The following is a 19,413-nucleotide window of genomic DNA, read 5'->3' on the forward strand; positions in this document are numbered from 1 at the left end:
GATTTAAAAACATCATCCATCGAAACAAACAAGTATCCATTGAATGATGTCTGATTTTAAAAAATCTTTAATAAACTCGGAATTATATTTATGATTTTTAATATATTTTAATAAGAAAAATTCTGTTTTCATAGTTATTGATTATAATAATACTATTGCTTAAAATGTTTGCTATATAATTAGAAAACATGTTAATTTATGGAAACATACTCCTTTTCTTCAGGAATGCATAAGAGCTCGGCTCTAACTATTCTAGAAAAATTAGAATCATATTTTTTCTTAGGTGGTCAACGCACCCAAATTATAGTTTTAACATCGGATCATTTTAAAGTAGCGATAAAAAAAGAAGCTACAGTTTCTACTATAAACAAGATCTTAAAGATCCTCTCATTTATTCTATTACCCATAGTCTTGATTGCTTTAGCAATACGCTTTTTCTTACGCGCGTCACTACTTTCTTCAACAAAATGTCTCTTTATACCGACACCAATCTCTAAAGAGGAAGAGTTTATCCTTGCAGCCAACCCAGAAGCAGTTAAACAAGCAGCAATAAATGCACCCGCTGTTTTTTGCATGCCCAAAAAATACCGAAAAATAAAAATTGAACTTTTTGAAACAAGAGTCCCAGAAATTACTTTTGCTGTAGATCTCGATATATTAGAAAAAGACATCTCATTAAAAGAGTTTCGGCTGCCCACTAAATGTATTGATTCTCCCTTGCTAGAGTTTGGAACTGCTGAAGAACAAGCACTAATTAAATCTATTCAAGCGCAGGAAAAAGATAATACATATGTCAGTGAAAAAGGTAAAAATCAGTTGCTTCGTTTGATGTTAGAACAGATCTTTGTTCATGGAGTAGACAAAGAAGCTTCAAAAATATCCAGCCTTGGTAGAACCACTTGGTTTCCTTCAGCTAATCCCCCCTTCACACTTTACGAAGAACAAAGGACTATGCCTAATTCTATCTGGTATCATATCTTTTTCCTTTCTAATAGTTTTTCTAGAAAAGAACAACTCGGCTACTGCATTTTAAAACAACTGGAAAAGCTGGGAATGTCTGGTAAAATACATAATATTTATCCTACTACTCCCCCCACGATAGCGTGGGAAAAAACTTGTACAAGTATATTGTTAGACAAGGAGTTTATGAATTAACAAAGTACTCTATCACTAAGTGTTGTGTTTTTTTCTAAGATAAACGCCTCTTGTCTATTGCTAAAGTTCTTTATAGTATGTACAGAATTACGTATACTTCTTCTCGCTAGACGTGGAGCTCTCCTATAAAACTTCTTCCATCCTATCATTAAAAAAAAAAATAAGATAAAATGTGCTTAGAGAGCTAACGACATATTACAAATACTTAGCCATAAGTGATTTATTGCTCTCGATAAACCATTGTCATCCTAGCAAACCCTTGATCTGTAAATCATTGACAGAAGAAGCACTCCATGCTACGAGACAATTAATAGTGATGCAACTGGAGTATCATTGCTAATGGATATTTCCCATATCCTGGAAGACCTTGCCTATGATGAAGGTATACTTCCAAGGGAAGCTATAGAAGCGGCTATTGTTAAACAAATGCAAATTACGCCTTACCTACTTGATATTTTACAGGATGCTACACAACGGGTTCCTGAAATTGTGAACGACGGTAGCTACCAGGGTCATCTCTATGCAATGTATCTCTTAGCACAGTTTCGTGAAAGTCGCGCTCTACCTCTAATAATCAAACTCTTTGCATTTGAAGATGATACTCCCCACGCTATTGCAGGTGATGTTCTTACTGAAGATCTTCCTAGAATCTTAGCCAGCGTTTGCGATGACGAATCACTAATTAAAGAATTGATAGAAACTCCAAAAATTAACCCTTATGTTAAAGCAGCAGCAATCTCAGGGCTTGTGACACTTGTAGGATCTGGAAAAACCTCTCGAGATAAAACTATTCGTTATTTTGCAGAACTTCTAAACTATAGACTAGAAAAGTATCCCTCTTTTGCTTGGGATAACCTCATTGCAGGCATTTGCACCCTCTATCCCGGTGAGCTCTTCTACCCTATCAGCAAAGCCTTCGATGCAGGACTTGTTGATCTATCTTTCATTAGCATGGAAGACGTAGAAAACATTATTCATGAAGAAACCATAGAGTCTTGTATCACTACTCTTTGTTCTTCCACAGAACTTATCAATGATACACTAGAAGAAATGGAAAAATGGTTAGAAGACTTCCCCATAGAACCGTAATATCTCTATAAATTTTCTAGCAACCACATACCGAGGTCCTAAGTGAACAAAAAAAAACGCTTCTTATCCCTCTTATTTCTAACAGCAGTACTTTTAGGCATTTGGTTTTCTCCTCACCCTGCATCTATAAGTGCTAATGCTTGGCAACTCTTTGCTATATTCACAACGACGATTATGGGAATCATTTTCCAGCCTGTCCCAATGGGAGCTATCGCTATCATTGGAATTTCAACATTGTTGCTGACACAAACTTTAACCTTAGAACAAGGATTATCTGGTTTTCATAATCCGATAGCTTGGTTAGTCTTTCTCTCTTTTTCTATAGCTAAAGGAATTATAAAAACAGGGCTTGGAGAACGTGTGGCTTATTTCTTTGTGAGTGCCTTAGGGAAAAGCCCCTTAGGACTAAGCTATGGACTGGTAATTACAGATTTTTTCTTGGCACCAGCCATTCCTAGTGTTACAGCACGTGCAGGAGGCATTCTCTATCCTGTAGTTACAAGCCTTTCCGACTCTTTTGGGAGCTCAGCAGAAAAGGGAACCCAAGACCTTATTGGCTCTTTTCTAATCAAAGTGGCCTATCAAAGCTCTGTAATTACCAGTGCCATGTTTCTGACTGCAATGGCAGGAAATCCACTTGTTGCTGCCCTAGCAGGCCACGTAGGAATTTCTTTAACTTGGGTTTTATGGGCAAAAGCCGCAATTATTCCAGGACTCATTAGCTTATTCCTCATGCCAATCATACTTTATAAGTTTTATCCTCCGAAAATCACATCCTGCGAAGAAGCTATTCGCTCAGCAAAACTAAGACTTAAAGAAATGGGGCCACTAAAAAAAGAAGAGAAGACCATATTAATGATCTTTATTCTTCTTGTCGTTCTCTGGACTTTTGGAGACTTATTGAGAATCTCGGCAACAACAGCAGCTCTTATAGGGCTCTCCCTACTTATTCTTACCAATATCTTAGATTGGCAAAAAGATGTCATAGCAAATACCACCGCATGGGAAACCTTTATCTGGTTTGGAGCACTTATCATGATGGCATCTTTTTTAAATCAGCTTGGATTTATCCCTCTGGTTGGAGACTCTGCAGCAGCCCTTGTTAGTGGTCTTTCTTGGAAAGTTGGCTTCCCATTTCTTTTCCTTATTTATTTCTATTCTCACTATCTCTTCGCTAGCAATACAGCACATATTGGAGCTATGTATCCCATATTTTTAGCGGTATCTATATCGTTAGGAACGAATCCTATATTTGCAGCACTTACCCTGGCTTTTGCAAGTAATCTCTTTGGAGGACTAACTCACTACGGCTCAGGACCTGCACCTCTATATTTTGGCTCACATCTTGTTACAGTCCAAGAATGGTGGCGATCAGGATTTGCTCTCAGTATTGCTAATCTCATTATCTGGATAGGAATCGGTAGTCTCTGGTGGAAACTCCTTGGGCTAATTTAAGAGCTCAGTCTTTTACATAGAAAATATTCGTCATTGAGTTTATTATCCTAGTATTTGGAAGGTTTAATAATTACTAGGTTGACTACTTAGAAATGCCTTTGTTTTGAGCTCTTTTTTCTGCGAACTACAAAGCAATAAGCGAAAGTCTAATCTAGACTAGAATCTCATAAGGAATTCATAGTTTGAATAATTTCACAAAAAAGCTCTTTTCAAAGATTCCGTGTTCTTGTACGCAAGAAAAATCCCATTGACTTTAGCTTTCGAATTATGTCAAAAAATAAAATTAAGTGTAGCCTTATACCTATGTCTTCTTCCTACGTTGACCTTGATACTATTATTAGTTCCTATTCTCCTCCTTTACCAAGGGAATTACAAAAGGCCCCTTCTTTAGTTGCCTCTCCAGATACTTTGCAATCTAAACAAGTTAATGCAGAAATTAAAAGCCTATTTCCACAAACGTACCACCTTCCCTATTTAAAATTTACTTTAGGAAATCTAGAAATTGCTAGCCCGCTGAAAGTAGGCGTTATGTTCTCAGGAGGCCCTGCTCCAGGAGGACACAATGTCATTCAAGGACTTTTTAACAGTTTAAAAAGTCTGCATCCAGATTCTTCTCTTTATGGATTTATAAACAATGGAGAGGGCCTTACACAAAATAATAGCATACCCATTACTGAAGCATTTCTTTGTAAATTTCGTAATTCAGGAGGCTTTAACTGTCTAGGCACCGGAAGAAAAAATATTGTAACCCCAGAAGGGAAAAAACTGTCTCTACAAACGATAGAGGCTCTTGATCTTGATGGTCTTGTAATTATTGGTGGTGATGGCTCGAATACAGCAACAGCAATTCTTGCAGAGTACTGTGCCCAACGACGGCCAAAAACTTCTATTGTTGGAGTCCCTAAAACGATAGATGGCGATTTGCAACACACCTATCTAGATCTTACATTCGGGTTTGACACTGCAACCAAATTCTATTCTTCAATAATTAGCAATATCTCAAGAGACGCCCTCTCTTGTAAAGCTCATTACCACTTCATTAAGCTTATGGGACGCTCTGCATCCCACATTGCATTGGAATGTGCTCTTCAAACTCATCCCAATATTGCTCTTATTGGCGAAGAATTTGCTGAAAAAAATTTACCACTACGAACTATAATACATAAAATCTGCTCTATAATTGCTGACAGAGCCGCTATGGAAAAATATTATGGCGTTGTTCTAATTCCTGAAGGTATTATTGAGTTCATTCCAGAAATTGCAAACCTAGTTAAAGAGATAGAACACCTATCACAATATCAAGATAAAATTGCCCATCTATCTCCAGAATCTCAACGTCTATTAAACAGCTTCCCTAATCCTATTATCCAACAACTCCTTAATGACCGCGATGCTCACGGTAATGTCTATGTTTCTAAAATTAGCGTCGATAAACTAATAATTCATTTAGTAAAAAACCACCTTAGGCAATACTTCCCTAAGGTTCCTTTCAATGCAATCTCCCATTTTTTAGGATATGAAGGGCGATCAGGCTTACCAACAAAATTCGATAATGACTATGGTTATACTTTAGGATACGGTGCTGGAATTCTAATTCGCAACCGATGTAATGGGTATCTTTCTACTATAGAATCCTTAACATGTCCTTTCGCGAAGTGGAAATTAAGAGCAATTCCTATAGTACAAATGTTTACAGTACAACGTCAAGAAAATGGAGCTCTACGACCAAAAATTAAAAAACACCTTATCGACATAGGAAGTAATGCGTTTCGTAAATTTAAGCTCTATAGAAAAATCTGGGCCCTAGAAGATTCCTATCGATTCTTAGGCCCTTTACAAATAGAAACTCCTCCTGAAACCTACTCAGATAATTTTCCACCGTTAACTCTTCTTCTTAACCATAATTTTCGGAAATCTCAATACCTAGGATGTACAGAGATTCCTAATACAGCTTAACGGCTGAACCATCTCCGCTAACTATCAATAAATAAAAATAGCATTAGAGGGCGTAAGTTAATTCCCTGTAAAAACAGCTCTTTGACAGCTTTCCTTTTTCTATATAGAGAAAAGGATCTTTAAAATTTAGAGACTTAGTATAAAGCCTTCTTGATTTAGAAAGAATCCCGATGATTATAAAATACATTTTGCAAAAAAATAAGTAATTCTATAAAATGTTTTCCCCTAAATTAGGATCCATGTGAAATATTATACCTTTTCTTTAGAATTACAAAAAAAGCCACTCCTCTATCTTATGCAAAAACTAGATTCTTATTTTTGCTTCGGAGGAAAACGTATACGAGTGATTTCAATGACGTCAAGCGGTATGGGTCTTGCTTTCAATGAAGAAGTCCATGTTTCTACCGTAATAAAGGTTTTAAAAATTTTCTCCTTCTTACTCGTTCCTATTGTTTTACTTGCTCTAGCTCTTCGCTATATCCTGCATAAAATTTTTGAAGGCAAGGAGCCTAAACCTTTGGAACGCTTTATTTATCTTAAATCCCTTCCTCCGGAAAGTACGCAGGATACCATTTCTAAACATCCTGATTTTCTTCAAAATGCAGTTAGAGAAGTTCCTGCTTCCTTTTTCGCTCTTCCTGAAAAATACCAAATGATAAATTTTGAAAAGAATGAGACAGGAGGCTTTTCTAAAATTACCTTTGCAATTGACTTCGAACAAATTATAGAAGATCTTGATATGACTTTGCTATCCTATCCCTTGGAAGAACTTAAGAAGGGTAGAGAAGCGATATCAAAAACTAAAACTAAAGAAATTGAATTAATAGATGTTCTTATACAACAAGAATGCAACTCCGTTCTAATAAGTAATGAAGCAAAAAAACAACTCGTTAAATTCATGTTAGAAGGTCTCTTTATTTCGTGTCTTAGCACGAATAATGAAGAAAATGGAAGAATACTTCCCCGCTCATTTTTGCCTGCGCATGACGAAAGTGTTGGTCTTGATGTTCCTTCAATTTGGAATAGCATTTTTTTTAATAAAAATAATTCTATAGGACATGCAATTTTAACGGATTTACGCACGCGTCTCGGAATGAAAATGATGTTTTTTGATCAATCGCAAAACACAGCTAAGGATCTATGTAGACGGCTAGTAATAGTCTACTGGGCTCCTGTTAATGCATCTATATCCAAAGAAATAATAAATTCTGAGAGCCACGCTCCCTCCTCCTCGCTACCTAGTATATCTACTAACGAAGAGGAGATAGCGTCTTAATAGATCTTAGTAAGTTTTCTGGGGCTATGATTTTAATTCTTCGAAAACAACTACCAAAAGCAAAGTTCTTTAAAAGATAAATTGCTTTTCCTTTAGATACCATCTTATCTATAAGGGAAATGCCTCGAACTCATTTTCTGTCCTTCATAAGGCAAAGGTAGTCCTCTGTCTGCATCTCTCATCTCCTGTTCAGAAAGTAGCTTTTTGAAATCTATATTCGGAGGTAATATTCCAATTAACATTCGATATAAATCTCCTAGAGAAGACTGGTTATGCTTCTCCCAAGGGAGAATATTCAGGCTCTCTATATCGACTAAACCAAGCACAGGCACTTTTGCTCCAGATAGAGAGTCTAAACACATTCTCTTAAGGACGGGTAAATTTCTGTGAGCAATATCAAAGAACCTCGTCTCTCTAATAAAGATCTTTAACTGCTTCAATGTGGGAAGTAATCTCTCTCCTAACGTCTGATATAATTCTCTTTGTTTCAGATGTGTAATCAACATAATAGGATGTACATTAGAATCTTTGAATTGCAGATTAGCAGGTTCCATCAATTCCAATCGTTCTTCCACAATTAATCCACAAGTTAGGGGATGTTTCTGAACAACTCCAGAATAGTCTTTAGTTGTGGCAAAATTTAAAGAAGTAGTCTCTGGTAAATGGAGTAAATTTAAGTTTTTTGCAGTGACAACTTCTTTCGCAATTTTAAAAGCAGCTAAGCGATGTTCCACGTGATCTATTGGTACAGATTTAAAAATAAGATGAGGAAAGTGACGATGTGTATAAACACAAACACCGTTATCACCTTGAGATGAAGTAATTAGCTTGATACCATAGGCCTCCAACTCCTCTCGAGAAAACTTAATGTGATCTCGAACTATTTGATGAGATCTAACAATCTCCTGTCTTTCTTCAGAAGTAAACTGAAATACTGGAGTCTCTAGATATGAGTCGGCAGGACAACTGAATTCAGGAATCCTTCTGAAATTATATTTGAGATGTAAAATCGCACGAAGCACACATTTAAAAATTAAGGCGATGACAACTGTAATAACAAGTAAATATGAAATCAGCCTAAGAATAAGACCACAGGTGCTGATTTCACTTTTAACTCTTTTAAAAAAAATTATATTTTCTTTTTCCTCAATACAACTTGTACTGTTTATACATCCCAAATCGAAATAACGATCGACGCGCTCTACTAAACTTTCAAGTATTCCAGGATTAGTCGCGCCTATTTGTTTGGATGCAAAATACTTTTTTTCAAAAATAATTGGGGAAAAAAAACTAATCATACAATCATACAAATAAAAATAACTCGAAACATTTTAATGGAATCTTCTTTAAAAAAAAAGAAAATAAATAATTATAATAGATTTTAATTTTAATAAAGATTTTTTTACAAAAAATTAATAAATATATTGAAAACAATAAATTTTTATAATAAAATTTTTGCTCTTTTTTTTTAAATCAACCTATTTATGAAAACATACAGTTTCTCACAACAGTATTCGAAAAAAAATTTTTGTGACTGGCTTATGGTTAAGCTGGATTCCTATTTTTTCTTAGGAGGCACGAAAACAAAGATCATTTCGATATCTCAAAATGGTTTTGTATTATTAGTAAAAGAAAAAGTTCTGCTTTCTACCATTGAAAAGATCTATAAAATTATCCTATTTCTGTTCTTACCACTAACTCTAATTGCTTTAGCTATTCGCTATCTTCTACATTGCAAATTTGCACGAAAGTATACTGAAACTACTTTTTTCACAATTACCTCACCCAAACCCCTTCCTCAAGATATAGAGACAGCACTGACAACCTGCCCTTCAATATTCCAAAAAGCCTTAAGCAATGCCTATGATCCTGTTTTTCATCTTCCTAGGAAGTATCGAGAGCTCGCAGTTGTTATTGATAATAAAACTCAAAGGCCTAGTCTTATCTTCTCTGTGTCTCTAAAACGACTACTCAATGATATTGACCTAGATAAAATACAACTGCCTACCGCATGTATTCAAAAACACAATATCCAAACTTATGCCAATACCGAAGAACAGCAACTGATTAAAGATTTGCAAAGTAAAGAACACGAAGAATTCGTTAGCCATGAAGGGAAAGTACGTCTAGCAATGCTGTTATTAGAACATTTATATCTTCAAAATAAAAGTGCTTATTATCAAGAAATAGAGATAAATCAAGAGATTTGGGCAAGAATCAGATTCCCTATGTACAACACAATTTGGTCGAACATTTTTTTCTCTTTAGATCTAGATTCGGTAGGTATGATCCGTTCGGGATTTGGTTATAAAATTTTACAACACCTACAAACCCTTGCTTCTGGAACTATCGTCTGTGGTATTGCTATTGATGATCAAAATATTGATCAAGCGAAACAAATGGCTGAAGAAATTCAAAGAAATCCTCAACAACTTTTTGTTTATGTAGAATTAGAAGACGGCGTCACCTCTTATACGAAAACCTTGTAAAAGATCTTTCAAATTAAAAATAGTGCGTTTATAAGAGTATATAATAAGGAAAAATTCTCTTTCTCGCCTATTCAACTTCTCCCATCATCAAAACAACTTAATGATAAATTAAGCACATGTTCTATGATTTTATAACTTGTCCCGCAAACGTAGGGCTTTAAGAATTTTTTCTCTGTTTTTCCCTAAGTTCCTGACACCTAATTTCTAAAATACGCAATTCACACATTTTTTGGGTTAGAAGTTCTTTTTGCAACCTGAAGAATAACTTACGTTGTAGCTCTAACCCTTTACGACTCTGCTCTATAACCTCAGGATTTCGAGAAGTTTGAAGTAAATACCCATGTTCATATGTTGCAATTATAAGCTTATATTGAGCTTGGACTAAACACTCCAATTGACATTGATGCAAATTTACACTTGCAGCGATTGAAGAATCAATACTAAATCTTTGATTTAATGCTAAACGGTTCTCTCTAATTAGGGATGAAAAATTTACTAATTCTGCACTAGTTAATTTTCGTTCTGCCTCTAAGATACTGTGATTCATATCCACCATAGAACTTGTGAGATTTCTTAAAGTACATCTGCATTCTTCGGATTCTTGAAAAGATTTATCCAAAAGATCTTTAAGTGTTCCCTTCCCTTCTTCACCTTCAGTATCTAACAGTCGTTGCTCATAAAGAGACTGTACTTCCTTTTTTAAAAAAGTTATTTCTAAACAAAGCCACAGATCCTTTCTATGACACATATGATAATTTTCTCTTAAATCTAAGATCTGCTTTTTAAGAGTTTTTAAATTTTTTCCTTTAGAACTATAATCATATTGAAGCGCTAAAAGGCCCTCCAGTCTTTCTAGTATTTTTTCTCCAGTTGTCAAGCTATCTTGGACTTTCTCATCCTGAGGATTAGCTTCCAACCGAAGCTTTAATTCTGTTAGAGAACTCTCTATAAAAGAAAGTCGATCAAGAAATGCTTCTAGAGAATTTCTATCAGAACTTATATTTCTTTTTACAGCAGTAGATTCTTTTTCAAAAAGTTCAATTTGCGATTTCAAACTGGTTAATTCTTTAGTAATATGATCGTAATCGGATGTGTTTAAAGTATTTTCCAATTTTAATAAGGATTGAGAATTTTTTAATTGAAGAAGTCTTATCAATTTTTGTTCCTGAGATTTAATAAGTAAAATACCCATGCCTATCAATATAGAACCGAGAATAATACCGCCAATTCCTAACGTAAGTGTTGAAATCCCAGACATTATAACAGCTAAAAATCCAATGCCAGTACATATGAAGAGAGTACCTAAAATCATAAGGCATACAGCGGCTATAATAAAAATACGCTGATATTTTAAGATTTGAACCTCAATAGATTGAGGGAAAAATAGAACCTTTGATTTGGCAAAATGAGGTTCTGACAACATAGAATCCTGATTATGAACAGACATAGGATCTCCTAGAATAAGTGTTGTTTAAGTATGCTAAAGGAATCTTTTTATAATTCTAAGCTTTCTATACGAATCAAGGGCTGCTTACGACAACCGTTATTAAAAACCTCAAAGCACCCAAGAACAATGCCTATGTACTCTTGGATAATCATATCTTTAATCTCACTACTCATTAGACAATCCAAATGATGATTTCCTTACACGCTATTTCATAGTTCTAAGAAGACTCTTTTAAGGCGTTAATCTCTTGTAAAAATCTTAATCCCCCATGTTCTATCCGATATAAGCTTCACAAATTTCTTTATTTCAGACGAACTAGCAAGTGTTTAGATACAAAATTCATTAAAACTGGGATTTACTAAATACCCAAAATTGATAGAAAATAAAAAGTTCTTAGTTCATTTTTAAATGTATCGAATTCAGCAGCATAACCTAGCTCCAAATATGGAAAGAAAAAGCATTACCCTATTGTTTTATGTTTCCTCATCACTAACTGCCTGCAAACTTATTGAGGCTATATCTACTTCAATCTCTAGGATTTTCTCTAAACAAGCTTGTTTTTCTTGGAAGTCATAAAATACTTTATCTGCAGCCGTTTTAGCTTTTACAATCTGCTGGTGATTATCGGAAATTTTCCTAAGTAAGGCGTATTTATATATTGCTAATAAAGCTCGTAATTTTGATTCCCTTAAACAGTTTACACGACACTGATGGAGGATAGCTGATTCTCTTTTCTGACTAGTCTCGACTAATAAAATATCTTCATTTGTTCCAACATCACCGAGAACCTGATCTATATTTTGTTGGTTATCTTTAAAGTCATTTAGGACTTCCTTTATACCTTGCTTCACATCTTCAAAAGAAAGATTATCAATAGAAGATCTAAGTTCAGTAATTTCGCTTTCCATCAAAAGCATCATTTCTTGAAATCTATCGTATCTTCTATGAGCGATTTTATACTTAGACTCTAACGCCAACAACCTTTCTCTCCGACAGGATTCAGTTTGATTCATAGTTGTTAATAGTTGTTTTTTTTGGATACACTCTATTTCTTTCTTTAACAGAACGCATTCCATATACATCCATAAATCTTTTTTACAACTTGTAGCTTGATAGAGTTGCATCTCTTGAAATTCAACCTCTAAAAGCATCTCTTGCTGTTTGCTCAATATTTTCAAAGGCTCACTGCTATCAATAGTTAGTTTTGCTAGTAACTCCTTCGCTTCGCTTCGATGATCTACGTCCTTAGAGCTTATATTGAGTTCCTTTACACGAACTAGTTCTGATAATTTTTCAACAAAAATAAACTTCTGACTTACTTCTTCAATTCCTAATCCCCTATTTGAGATGACAGATTGCAAATCTTGTATACAATTTGTAATTTGCTTTTTCATTTCTAAAATGTGATTCAGAAGTTGTTGGGCATAACTTTGTTGTTCTTGATCACTTTCAATGGTTTCTCTCTCTCTTGAATCTAATACAATACGTTCTTGAGATAGATCTAGATTTTCAAATATCTTTTCTTCTTGATATCTAAAAACAACAATTCCTATACCTAGTAAGACTAATCCTAGCAGGACACTTCCAAGTCCTAAACCAATAACAAGAGCTCCTGATGTAGTAGCAATTGCCAAAAAATATAACCCTATACTTATGAATGAAATTCCTAAGATAAGGAAACACATGCAAATTATACTAAAAACTCGCTGTCTTTTTGTAAGATGATCTTCCTCTTGCTGAAAAAGGATTGATAGTTCGGGGGGGGGGGGGGTAATCAATAAATCTAATCTGTTAAGAGGATTTATTGACATCTTGAAATCTCCAAGAGTACATTAAATTATTGCTCTATAATTCTACATTTAGAGTATTTTTACGCAAGGGCTTCTACAAGCTGGTACAGACAGGTTTTTCTATAAACCTTGTGCTAACTTAACTGATGCAATATATATTTGAAAAATTAAAATAATATGGGCAAAAAATCTTTGCCTTAAACATAAGCGCTACCTCTCTCGTTAAATTTTTTTGCTATTTTAAGATCTTCTTCAACAACTGCAAGCCGCTCAGCAAGTGACGAATACAGTTCCGATTCAGTCTCAACCTTTTCAGTTAGTGGTTTTCTATCAAAGGGCAAATCTCTTTCAAAGTTAAGAGATATCAGAGATACAGCTTTTTTTTCTTCAGATAAGAAAAGAATAAGGCTAAACGTCAAAAGAATAAGAGCAAGAATAAGGCATCCTATCCCTAAGGTTAAAGCAACTCCAACAGAAAGTCCTGGAAGACCTATACCTAAACAAAGCACTCCTAGAATAGATAGAGCAATCCCAACGATAAACAACCCTCCTGTAACTATATAGGAATTTTTTTTTAAGGAACTTTCCTGTTCAGGGATAAGCCAAATCTCTCTGCGATCAAAGGTCAAAGGGTTCATAACGCACTCCTTCTGGTCAATGTTTTTGGTAAGGAGTCTATCAATAATTTATTTTAAATCGTATTTAAAAAACTGAATTTTGCAAAAATGGTAGCTTTAAGCTGCTCTATTTAGAGTATCATCCCTGTAAAACCTATTGGGTTCATAAAAAACGAAATAACAGCAGTTGCATGAGAACAGAGGACATAGAAAGCTTTCAAAATAAGCCTCTATTAAGTTACGGAAAATAATTTCACTTATAATCTAAAGGTGAACTTTAAGATTTTAAAAAACTCAAACAGAAGAAAAATGTTATATCTAACAAGTAATATATTATAAATCTAAAGGACTTTTCATCTATGAACGAATTAATTTTTGGAATTCAGACTTTTACTGTTATAGTCCTAGGGATCTTTTTTACCTCTAAAGGAAAAGCGTGGCTTACAGGATGGCTTTCTCTACTCTCTAGTATAATGAATATCTTTGTAATGAAACAGATCTACCTTTGGGGATTTGAAGTTACCTCTGCAGACGTTTATATTATTGGTCTTCTTACCTGCCTAAATTATGCCCGCGAACGTTATGAAAAAAGGATTGTTAACGATGCTATGTTGTGCTCCTGGGTCATTTCAATAGCGTTTTTGCTTCTAACCCAACTACACCTCCTCTTAAGGCCATCTTGTAATGATAGGTCTCAGGAACATTTCTTGGCGTTATTTTCTTCTACTTCAAGAATAGTTTTTGCTTCGTTAATTACTTTAATTTTTATTCAAATTTTGGATATAAAACTTTTTACTTTTCTTCAAAAAGCTTTTTCAAAAAAGTATTTTACGATGCGTTCAACAATCTCACTACTGTTTTCTCAGATCATTGATACCCTTCTATTTTCATTTTTGGGATTGTATGGGCTTGTTAGTAATCTCTGTGACGTTATGATATTTGCACTTCTAATTAAGGGAATTGTTATTACTCTAGCAATACCAATCTTAAGTGCAACAAAGGCTGTGCTAGATCGTCACTCCTCCTAAGCTAAAAAATCAATCGATTTAAGTAGATTTGCCATTACACGATCTTTTAGCCAAGGTTTATCAAAGCATTTACAGTTTAAAGAGAGAAAATTCAGTACATTGAAAATAACCGCGATTAGAATAGCCAGCACGCATCTTACGATATCAATAACAAGGATAAGAATCCCTAATCCTAATATCTCAACTATAGCTTGCACTATCTCCAATCGATATTTAGTCTTATCTTTAGAATGAATTGGTCCAGAACTAGCTTCTATCAAGCGAATTATTCCAGCAACAGTAGAAACAATAGGCAAACTGCGATACACTCTTAAAGGAAGCGAGGTACTCTTAAAATCGCGAATACGGTATGGAGTTTCTATCAGTTCTGAATCTACAAAATATCTTCCCTGAACTAAAATACGTAAAGGTTTAGGCCAAGAAGCCGCTGTATTTAAAAAATTTATATAAGACTCAAAAAGCATTATTTTAATAAAAAAATCAAAGTATAATTATTATATAATCTTATCTATTAAAAATAGATAATTTTTTAACTCTATCAGACTACTAATTATTTAAAATAATCCCTACCTTAATAAAAAATTTTATTATTTTTCCCGAGATAAGAAGATCATTCCCTCTATAAACTCTGTTTACTTAAAAAATTTTTCCCTGTAAGCTCCTGATTCCTTAGGAGACAAATCTAACTTATTCTCTTTACACTTCGGGCCCTAATTTTGGCACTCAAATTCCGTATCATCCATAACTCTACAAAATCCCAAGCCAGAGTGGGACAAATAGAAACCACACACGGTATTATCAATACGCCAGCATTTGTTCCTGTAGCAACTCATGGGGCTCTAAAAGGCGTAATCGATCACAGTAATATTCCTTTACTTTTTTGCAATACCTATCACCTCCTTCTCCATCCAGGTACAGAGACAATAGCGAAGATGGGAGGCCTTCATAACTTTATGGGACGTCAAGCCCCAATAATTACAGATTCAGGAGGATTTCAGATCTTTAGTCTAGCTTACGGTTCCGTCAATCAAGAAATCAAAAGCTGTGGGAAAAAAAAAGGAGTCTCTTCTCTAGTAAAAATTACAGACGAGGGTGCATGGTTCAAATCCTATAGAGATGGAAGAAACCTATTTCTTTCTCCAGAGATTTCTGTGCAAGCTCAAAAGGATCTTGGAGCAGATATTATTATCCCTTTAGATGAACTACTTCCTTTTCATGCCAATCAAGAATACTTCTTAGCCTCTTGTTCCCGCACATATCTTTGGGAAAAGCGTTCCTTAGACTATCATAGAAGAGATCCTAAACATCAATCAATGTATGGTGTCATTCACGGAGGGCTAGATCCACAACAACGGCGTCTTGGAGTTCGTTTTGTTGAAGACCAACCATTCGACGGCTTTGCTATTGGAGGTAGTTTAGGAAGAAATCTCAAAGAAATGTCTGAAGTTGTAAGAGTAACGTCTTCATTTTTATCTAAAGAACGCCCTGTACACCTATTGGGAATCGGTGATCTTCCTTCTATACATGCTATGATAGGCTTTGGCATAGACTCCTTTGACAGTTCTTACCCTACTAAAGCAGCCCGTCATGGATTGATTCTATCAGCAAAAGGTCCAATCAAAATTGGTCATCAAAACTACAGTCACGACTCTTCAACTATAGACTCCTCATGTTCTTGTTTGACCTGCCTCTCTGGAATTTCTAAAGCCTACCTACGACATCTTTTTAAAGTAAGAGAACCTAATGCTGCAATCTGGGCTTCTATTCACAACCTACACTATATGCAACAAGTTATGAATGAAATTCGTGAAGCGATCCTAAAAAATGAAATCTAGGCAGTCTAGATATTAGTTAACAAACCTTCCGATCAAATTTAAAATTCTCAAGAAATTATATAAAGATAAATCACAAATACAAATATTTTAGTAAATTAATAATTAATTTTCTTTTTTAAAAGCATTCCAAATACCTTTAGGATTGTTATCAACCAAAAGAGCTCTGTCTGATGTAGAACTTGCAAAGCAATAATTTAATATTGCTCTCAGAGATTTCAACAAATCCTCTACACAGCTCTAGATGTGAGTCGAGCATTAAACAATATTGGACTAGACAACGCATAAAATTTTCATATTAGAAAGAATTTAACCCATTGAAAATAAACTATATCGCTTGATTAAGACATCTTATTGTGTTATCCCTATTTCACTATTTATTAAATTTGGATCTTAAAATGCCTTATTATGATAGCAATCTTAAGTTTTATCAAAACAATTCGAATTCGATATTTCAATGTACTTTTGTAAGAGACCTAGGTGGACTGAGACCTGTTAATAAAGAAACATTTGGATCTGTTTTTCTTCGCGCCATACCTATTATTGGAATAATTACAGGAATCGGTCGACTTTATAGTGCGCTCTCTACAAGAGATGTTAGAGACAATCCAAAATCTAAATTCTACCATATAGTTTTGGGAATTCTAGAAGTCTTAGGCCATTGAATACATTACCGTGAATTAAATAAATTATTTTCCAATAAAAAATAAAAATATTAATAAACACACCCCAAAAGACGCAATTTTAATAACGCCTCTATGTGATAGATTCTTGTCTTCTTAGAAGAATCTATAGAGTAATGAGGATTATAATTAAATTGTTCATACTAAAAAATCTTAACCCATTCAAAATGAGTGATATTTCTTGATCAAGACATTTTATTGTGTTATCCTTAACTCAGTATTTATTAAATTTGGATCTTAAAATGCCTTGTTATAATAATAGTACTGAGTTTTCTGAAAATAATTATAAGTCGGCATTTCAATGTACTTTTGTAAGAGACCTAGGTGGACTGAGACCTGTTAATAAAGAAACATTTGGATCTGTTTTTCTTCGCGCCATACCTATTATTGGAATAATTACAGGAATCGGTCGACTTTATAGTGCGCTCTCTACAAGAGATGTTAGAGATAATCCAAAATCTAAATTCTACCATATAGTTTTGGGAATTCTAGAAGTCTTAGGCCTAGGAATCATTCACCTGATATTAAAAACAATATTATCCTTCTTGTCCCTGCTGTCATTATTCTTATCCTGTTGTTGTTTGGGATGTTGTTGTGCAATTGTTGCACGCAAGATATCTAATAAAAATAACTAAGTCGAATCCCTATCCATTAAACGTATTGCTATGAATAGTACAATTCTTTACCACTCAATAAAAAAAGAACAAAGTAAGTGCCTAATAAACCATTAAAAATCCTAATTAAATTCGCAATATAAACTAAAAACTGATAAATCATGGAGTCAAAGATAAGTAATATTCTTTTTCTAAAAAAAATTGAAGATCTGCCTAAATTATTTAAAAATGGGTTTGTTCGAGATAATGACAGTCTAGTTGAAGCTAGTGACTGGTTACTTTCTTCAAAAAATACCGTTTATCGCTCTCTTCTTGGTGCTATCCCTATTTTAGGAAATATCTTGGGAGCGGGTCGTATTTATAGTGTTTGGTATACAAGTAATAACGACAGTATAAAACAAGTTATTTGGCACACGATATTCGGAATTCTAGAAGTCTCGTGCTTAGGGATTCTTGCACTAGCTTTAAAAATTGTCCTGACTATTATTCACTATCTTCTGCTGCTTCTTTGTGAAATTCCATTTATACTCATTCGATTCTTTGCTTGGATTGTCCCTACTTATCAGGTATCCGTCTAATTCCTAGTGAGACTTTAAACAATAAAGAAAAAATATAATTAATAATGTTTATTAAAAAATTAGATAAATCAATTTTATGACTATAAATTCTATAGAATCAAAAGAAGTACAGATGGAACTTCTCTCTTTAGAGAAGAAAACAATTACCGATTGTTCTTGGCATTCCAAATCAATAGTTACTGCTATTTGCTTAATTGCAGTGGGATTATTATTCATATGTATCGGAGTGACTCTTCTTTCAGCAGCTATCCCTGGGTTCACTGGAGGAACTATGCTTGGCTGTGGGATAGGAAGCCTAGTATTAGGAATAATCTTAATTAGCGTGGGTCTGGTATGCTTACTACTCAAATATAAAAAAGCATCAGTCCCCCAAGCAATCCCCCCTCCTTCAACAGATGAAAAAGTCTTTGTTCCCACTAAATATGAACCCTCACCTCAACCGGAACCGGAAGAGTTTTTAGAAAAAACACATGAGCCTTCTAATCCTATATCCCCTCTTTCAACAGATGAAAAAGTCTTTGTTCCCACTAAATATGAACCCCCACCTCAATGGAGACCGGAAGAGTTCTTAAAAAAAGCGCATAAGTCTTCTAAACCTATTTTCCTTCCAAAGACTCAAAGTGAGGAAATCTCAAAACTCGTTATTGAACAAGCAGGTAATCAAGCCTCTTTAATAAAAAAACGAATGATGGAAGCTGAGGAACAAGCCAAAGCGTTTAAGGAAAACGAAGAGGAAGCAAGAAAACAGAGTTCCAGAAGAATCCTAGAGGAAAGCACAAAAGCTGTAAGTAGCATAAAAACACAAATGAATAAAAATTCCACAGCAATGCAAAAAAGAAAAGAGAAAAACCAGTAAGCGTCAATAACAAGCTATTTTGAATAGATTATAGTAAGAATACTTCTCTTCTATAAAGATAATTCTAAAATTGACAATAAATCCTAAAACAACCTTTATGATACAATTCTCTATTATTTTTGGAGCTAGAAACCTTGCCCTATTATACAAGTACTAAAGAGTTCATTCAAGGAACTCAAAATTTTTGTCCGCTATTTAAATATGGATTTGTAAGACATGAATATAAAGGACAACTAGATATGGAAGACGCTGCCCACGATTGGGATTTTTTAGAGCCTCCGTCTACATACAAACGAACTCTACTTGCTACAATTCCTTTAGTAGGATCTATCATCGGTTTAGGTAGACTCTTTAGCATCTGGTCAATTAAAGACCCAGAAGATACTAAAGAATCTAAATCTATATTCTGGCATACTTTATGTGGCATTTTAGAACTTTTAGGACTCGGCATTATTGCTTTTATCTTGAAAATTTTCGCAACCATCTTAATGGCAATTCCAGCTTTAAAAATAGTTGCAACATGTCTATTTTACTCATAAGATCCCAAG

At 34.4% G+C, this 19,413-nt stretch carries 18 protein-coding genes; 12 read left to right on the forward strand and 6 right to left on the reverse strand.

The window, feature by feature from the left end; translation table 11 throughout:
- Positions 1 to 198 precede the first annotated feature (198 nt).
- From C834KP_RS00880 to C834KP_RS00900, 5 genes are all read left to right on the forward strand, one after another.
- Positions 199 to 1,155, forward strand: a complete 957-nt coding sequence (locus C834KP_RS00880) for a DUF648 domain-containing protein (protein WP_108896336.1) — start codon at positions 199 to 201, stop codon at positions 1,153 to 1,155.
- A gap of 333 nt (positions 1,156 to 1,488) precedes the next feature.
- Entirely contained in the window at positions 1,489 to 2,244 is a 756-nt protein-coding gene (locus C834KP_RS00885; protein WP_108896337.1) for a DUF1186 domain-containing protein, read from the forward strand.
- Between the two features lie 42 nt (positions 2,245 to 2,286).
- The gene (locus C834KP_RS00890; RefSeq protein ID WP_108896338.1) at positions 2,287 to 3,699 is read left to right on the forward strand and encodes an anion permease; all 1,413 of its coding nucleotides are present in this window, start codon (positions 2,287 to 2,289) and stop codon (positions 3,697 to 3,699) included.
- Positions 3,700 to 4,002: 303 nt separating this feature from the next.
- Complete coding sequence (locus tag C834KP_RS00895; protein ID WP_108897116.1) at positions 4,003 to 5,655, forward strand: diphosphate--fructose-6-phosphate 1-phosphotransferase; 1,653 nt, start codon at positions 4,003 to 4,005, stop codon at positions 5,653 to 5,655.
- Positions 5,656 to 5,896: 241 nt separating this feature from the next.
- A complete protein-coding gene (locus tag C834KP_RS00900; protein WP_108896339.1) occupies positions 5,897 to 6,931 on the forward strand; it encodes a DUF648 domain-containing protein in 1,035 nt (344 codons plus the stop codon).
- 104 nt (positions 6,932 to 7,035) lie between these two features.
- Here the strand turns inward: C834KP_RS00900 and C834KP_RS00905 are convergent, their stop codons facing one another.
- Positions 7,036 to 8,229 carry a DUF648 domain-containing protein gene (locus C834KP_RS00905; RefSeq protein ID WP_108896340.1) on the reverse strand — a complete coding sequence of 398 codons (1,194 nt, stop codon included), beginning with the start codon at positions 8,227 to 8,229 and terminating at the stop codon, positions 7,036 to 7,038.
- Between the two features lie 186 nt (positions 8,230 to 8,415).
- Here C834KP_RS00905 and C834KP_RS00910 point away from each other — a divergent pair, with 186 nt between their 5' ends.
- Complete coding sequence (locus C834KP_RS00910) at positions 8,416 to 9,420, forward strand: DUF648 domain-containing protein (RefSeq protein ID WP_108896341.1); 1,005 nt, start codon at positions 8,416 to 8,418, stop codon at positions 9,418 to 9,420.
- 157 nt (positions 9,421 to 9,577) lie between these two features.
- Here the strand turns inward: C834KP_RS00910 and C834KP_RS00915 are convergent, their stop codons facing one another.
- The 4 genes from C834KP_RS00915 to C834KP_RS00925 all read right to left on the reverse strand — a co-directional run bounded on the left by C834KP_RS00915 (position 9,578) and on the right by C834KP_RS00925 (position 13,295).
- Positions 9,578 to 10,867 carry a hypothetical protein gene (locus C834KP_RS00915; RefSeq protein WP_108896342.1) on the reverse strand — a complete coding sequence of 430 codons (1,290 nt, stop codon included), beginning with the start codon at positions 10,865 to 10,867 and terminating at the stop codon, positions 9,578 to 9,580.
- Between the two features lie 47 nt (positions 10,868 to 10,914).
- Positions 10,915 to 11,040 carry a hypothetical protein gene (locus tag C834KP_RS05405; protein ID WP_275667717.1) on the reverse strand — a complete coding sequence of 42 codons (126 nt, stop codon included), beginning with the start codon at positions 11,038 to 11,040 and terminating at the stop codon, positions 10,915 to 10,917.
- Positions 11,041 to 11,340: 300 nt separating this feature from the next.
- Positions 11,341 to 12,678: a hypothetical protein gene (locus tag C834KP_RS00920; protein WP_108896343.1), complete on the reverse strand. Its 1,338-nt coding sequence runs from the start codon at positions 12,676 to 12,678 to the stop codon at positions 11,341 to 11,343.
- 176 nt (positions 12,679 to 12,854) lie between these two features.
- Positions 12,855 to 13,295: a hypothetical protein gene (locus tag C834KP_RS00925; protein ID WP_108896344.1), complete on the reverse strand. Its 441-nt coding sequence runs from the start codon at positions 13,293 to 13,295 to the stop codon at positions 12,855 to 12,857.
- A 338-nt stretch (positions 13,296 to 13,633) separates the two neighbouring features.
- On the opposite strand from C834KP_RS00925, the gene C834KP_RS00930 reads away from it, so the two are divergent.
- The gene (locus C834KP_RS00930) at positions 13,634 to 14,302 is read left to right on the forward strand and encodes a queuosine precursor transporter (protein WP_108896345.1); all 669 of its coding nucleotides are present in this window, start codon (positions 13,634 to 13,636) and stop codon (positions 14,300 to 14,302) included.
- Here C834KP_RS00930 and C834KP_RS00935 read toward each other — a convergent pair.
- Positions 14,299 to 14,766 (reverse strand): hypothetical protein, encoded by a 468-nt coding sequence (locus tag C834KP_RS00935; protein ID WP_108896346.1) that lies wholly within the window; start codon positions 14,764 to 14,766, stop codon positions 14,299 to 14,301. The two genes, C834KP_RS00930 and C834KP_RS00935, sit on opposite strands and share 4 nt — an antisense overlap.
- A 252-nt stretch (positions 14,767 to 15,018) precedes the next feature.
- On the opposite strand from C834KP_RS00935, the gene tgt reads away from it, so the two are divergent.
- The 5 genes from tgt (at position 15,019) to C834KP_RS00965 (ending at position 19,404) form a co-directional block, all read left to right on the forward strand.
- The gene (gene tgt / locus C834KP_RS00940) at positions 15,019 to 16,137 is read left to right on the forward strand and encodes a tRNA guanosine(34) transglycosylase Tgt (RefSeq protein ID WP_108896347.1); all 1,119 of its coding nucleotides are present in this window, start codon (positions 15,019 to 15,021) and stop codon (positions 16,135 to 16,137) included.
- A gap of 922 nt (positions 16,138 to 17,059) precedes the next feature.
- Positions 17,060 to 17,452 (forward strand): hypothetical protein, encoded by a 393-nt coding sequence (locus tag C834KP_RS00950; RefSeq protein WP_108896349.1) that lies wholly within the window; start codon positions 17,060 to 17,062, stop codon positions 17,450 to 17,452.
- A 140-nt stretch (positions 17,453 to 17,592) separates the two neighbouring features.
- On the forward strand, positions 17,593 to 18,009 hold the full coding sequence (locus C834KP_RS05365; RefSeq protein ID WP_231911696.1) for a hypothetical protein: 417 nt from the start codon (positions 17,593 to 17,595) through the stop codon (positions 18,007 to 18,009).
- A gap of 76 nt (positions 18,010 to 18,085) precedes the next feature.
- Positions 18,086 to 18,865, forward strand: coding sequence for a hypothetical protein (locus tag C834KP_RS00960; RefSeq protein ID WP_108896350.1), 780 nt, complete (start codon positions 18,086 to 18,088; stop codon positions 18,863 to 18,865).
- A gap of 134 nt (positions 18,866 to 18,999) precedes the next feature.
- Entirely contained in the window at positions 19,000 to 19,404 is a 405-nt protein-coding gene (locus tag C834KP_RS00965) for a hypothetical protein (RefSeq protein ID WP_108897117.1), read from the forward strand.
- Positions 19,405 to 19,413: the final 9 nt, after the last annotated feature.

It is taken from the genome of Chlamydia serpentis (genome assembly GCF_900239945.1).
Classification (GTDB): domain Bacteria; phylum Chlamydiota; class Chlamydiia; order Chlamydiales; family Chlamydiaceae; genus Chlamydia; species Chlamydia serpentis.

Excerpts from the sequence above, each read along its gene's own strand:
- C834KP_RS00880 (WP_108896336.1), top strand. The coding sequence starts at position 199 with ATGGAAACATACTCCTTTTCTTCAGGAATGCATAAGAGCTCGGCTCTA.
- C834KP_RS00895 (WP_108897116.1), top strand. The coding sequence starts at position 4,003 with ATGTCTTCTTCCTACGTTGACCTTGATACTATTATTAGTTCCTATTCT.
- C834KP_RS00905 (WP_108896340.1), bottom strand. The coding sequence starts at position 8,229 with ATGATTAGTTTTTTTTCCCCAATTATTTTTGAAAAAAAGTATTTTGCA.
- C834KP_RS00910 (WP_108896341.1), top strand. The coding sequence starts at position 8,416 with ATGAAAACATACAGTTTCTCACAACAGTATTCGAAAAAAAATTTTTGT.
- C834KP_RS00915 (WP_108896342.1), bottom strand. The coding sequence starts at position 10,867 with ATGTCTGTTCATAATCAGGATTCTATGTTGTCAGAACCTCATTTTGCC.
- C834KP_RS05405 (WP_275667717.1), bottom strand. The coding sequence starts at position 11,040 with ATGAGTAGTGAGATTAAAGATATGATTATCCAAGAGTACATAGGCATT.
- C834KP_RS00920 (WP_108896343.1), bottom strand. The coding sequence starts at position 12,678 with ATGTCAATAAATCCTCTTAACAGATTAGATTTATTGATTACCCCCCCC.
- C834KP_RS00925 (WP_108896344.1), bottom strand. The coding sequence starts at position 13,295 with ATGAACCCTTTGACCTTTGATCGCAGAGAGATTTGGCTTATCCCTGAA.
- C834KP_RS00930 (WP_108896345.1), top strand. The coding sequence starts at position 13,634 with ATGAACGAATTAATTTTTGGAATTCAGACTTTTACTGTTATAGTCCTA.
- C834KP_RS00935 (WP_108896346.1), bottom strand. The coding sequence starts at position 14,766 with ATGCTTTTTGAGTCTTATATAAATTTTTTAAATACAGCGGCTTCTTGG.
- C834KP_RS00950 (WP_108896349.1), top strand. The coding sequence starts at position 17,060 with ATGCCTTGTTATAATAATAGTACTGAGTTTTCTGAAAATAATTATAAG.
- C834KP_RS05365 (WP_231911696.1), top strand. The coding sequence starts at position 17,593 with ATGGAGTCAAAGATAAGTAATATTCTTTTTCTAAAAAAAATTGAAGAT.
- C834KP_RS00960 (WP_108896350.1), top strand. The coding sequence starts at position 18,086 with ATGACTATAAATTCTATAGAATCAAAAGAAGTACAGATGGAACTTCTC.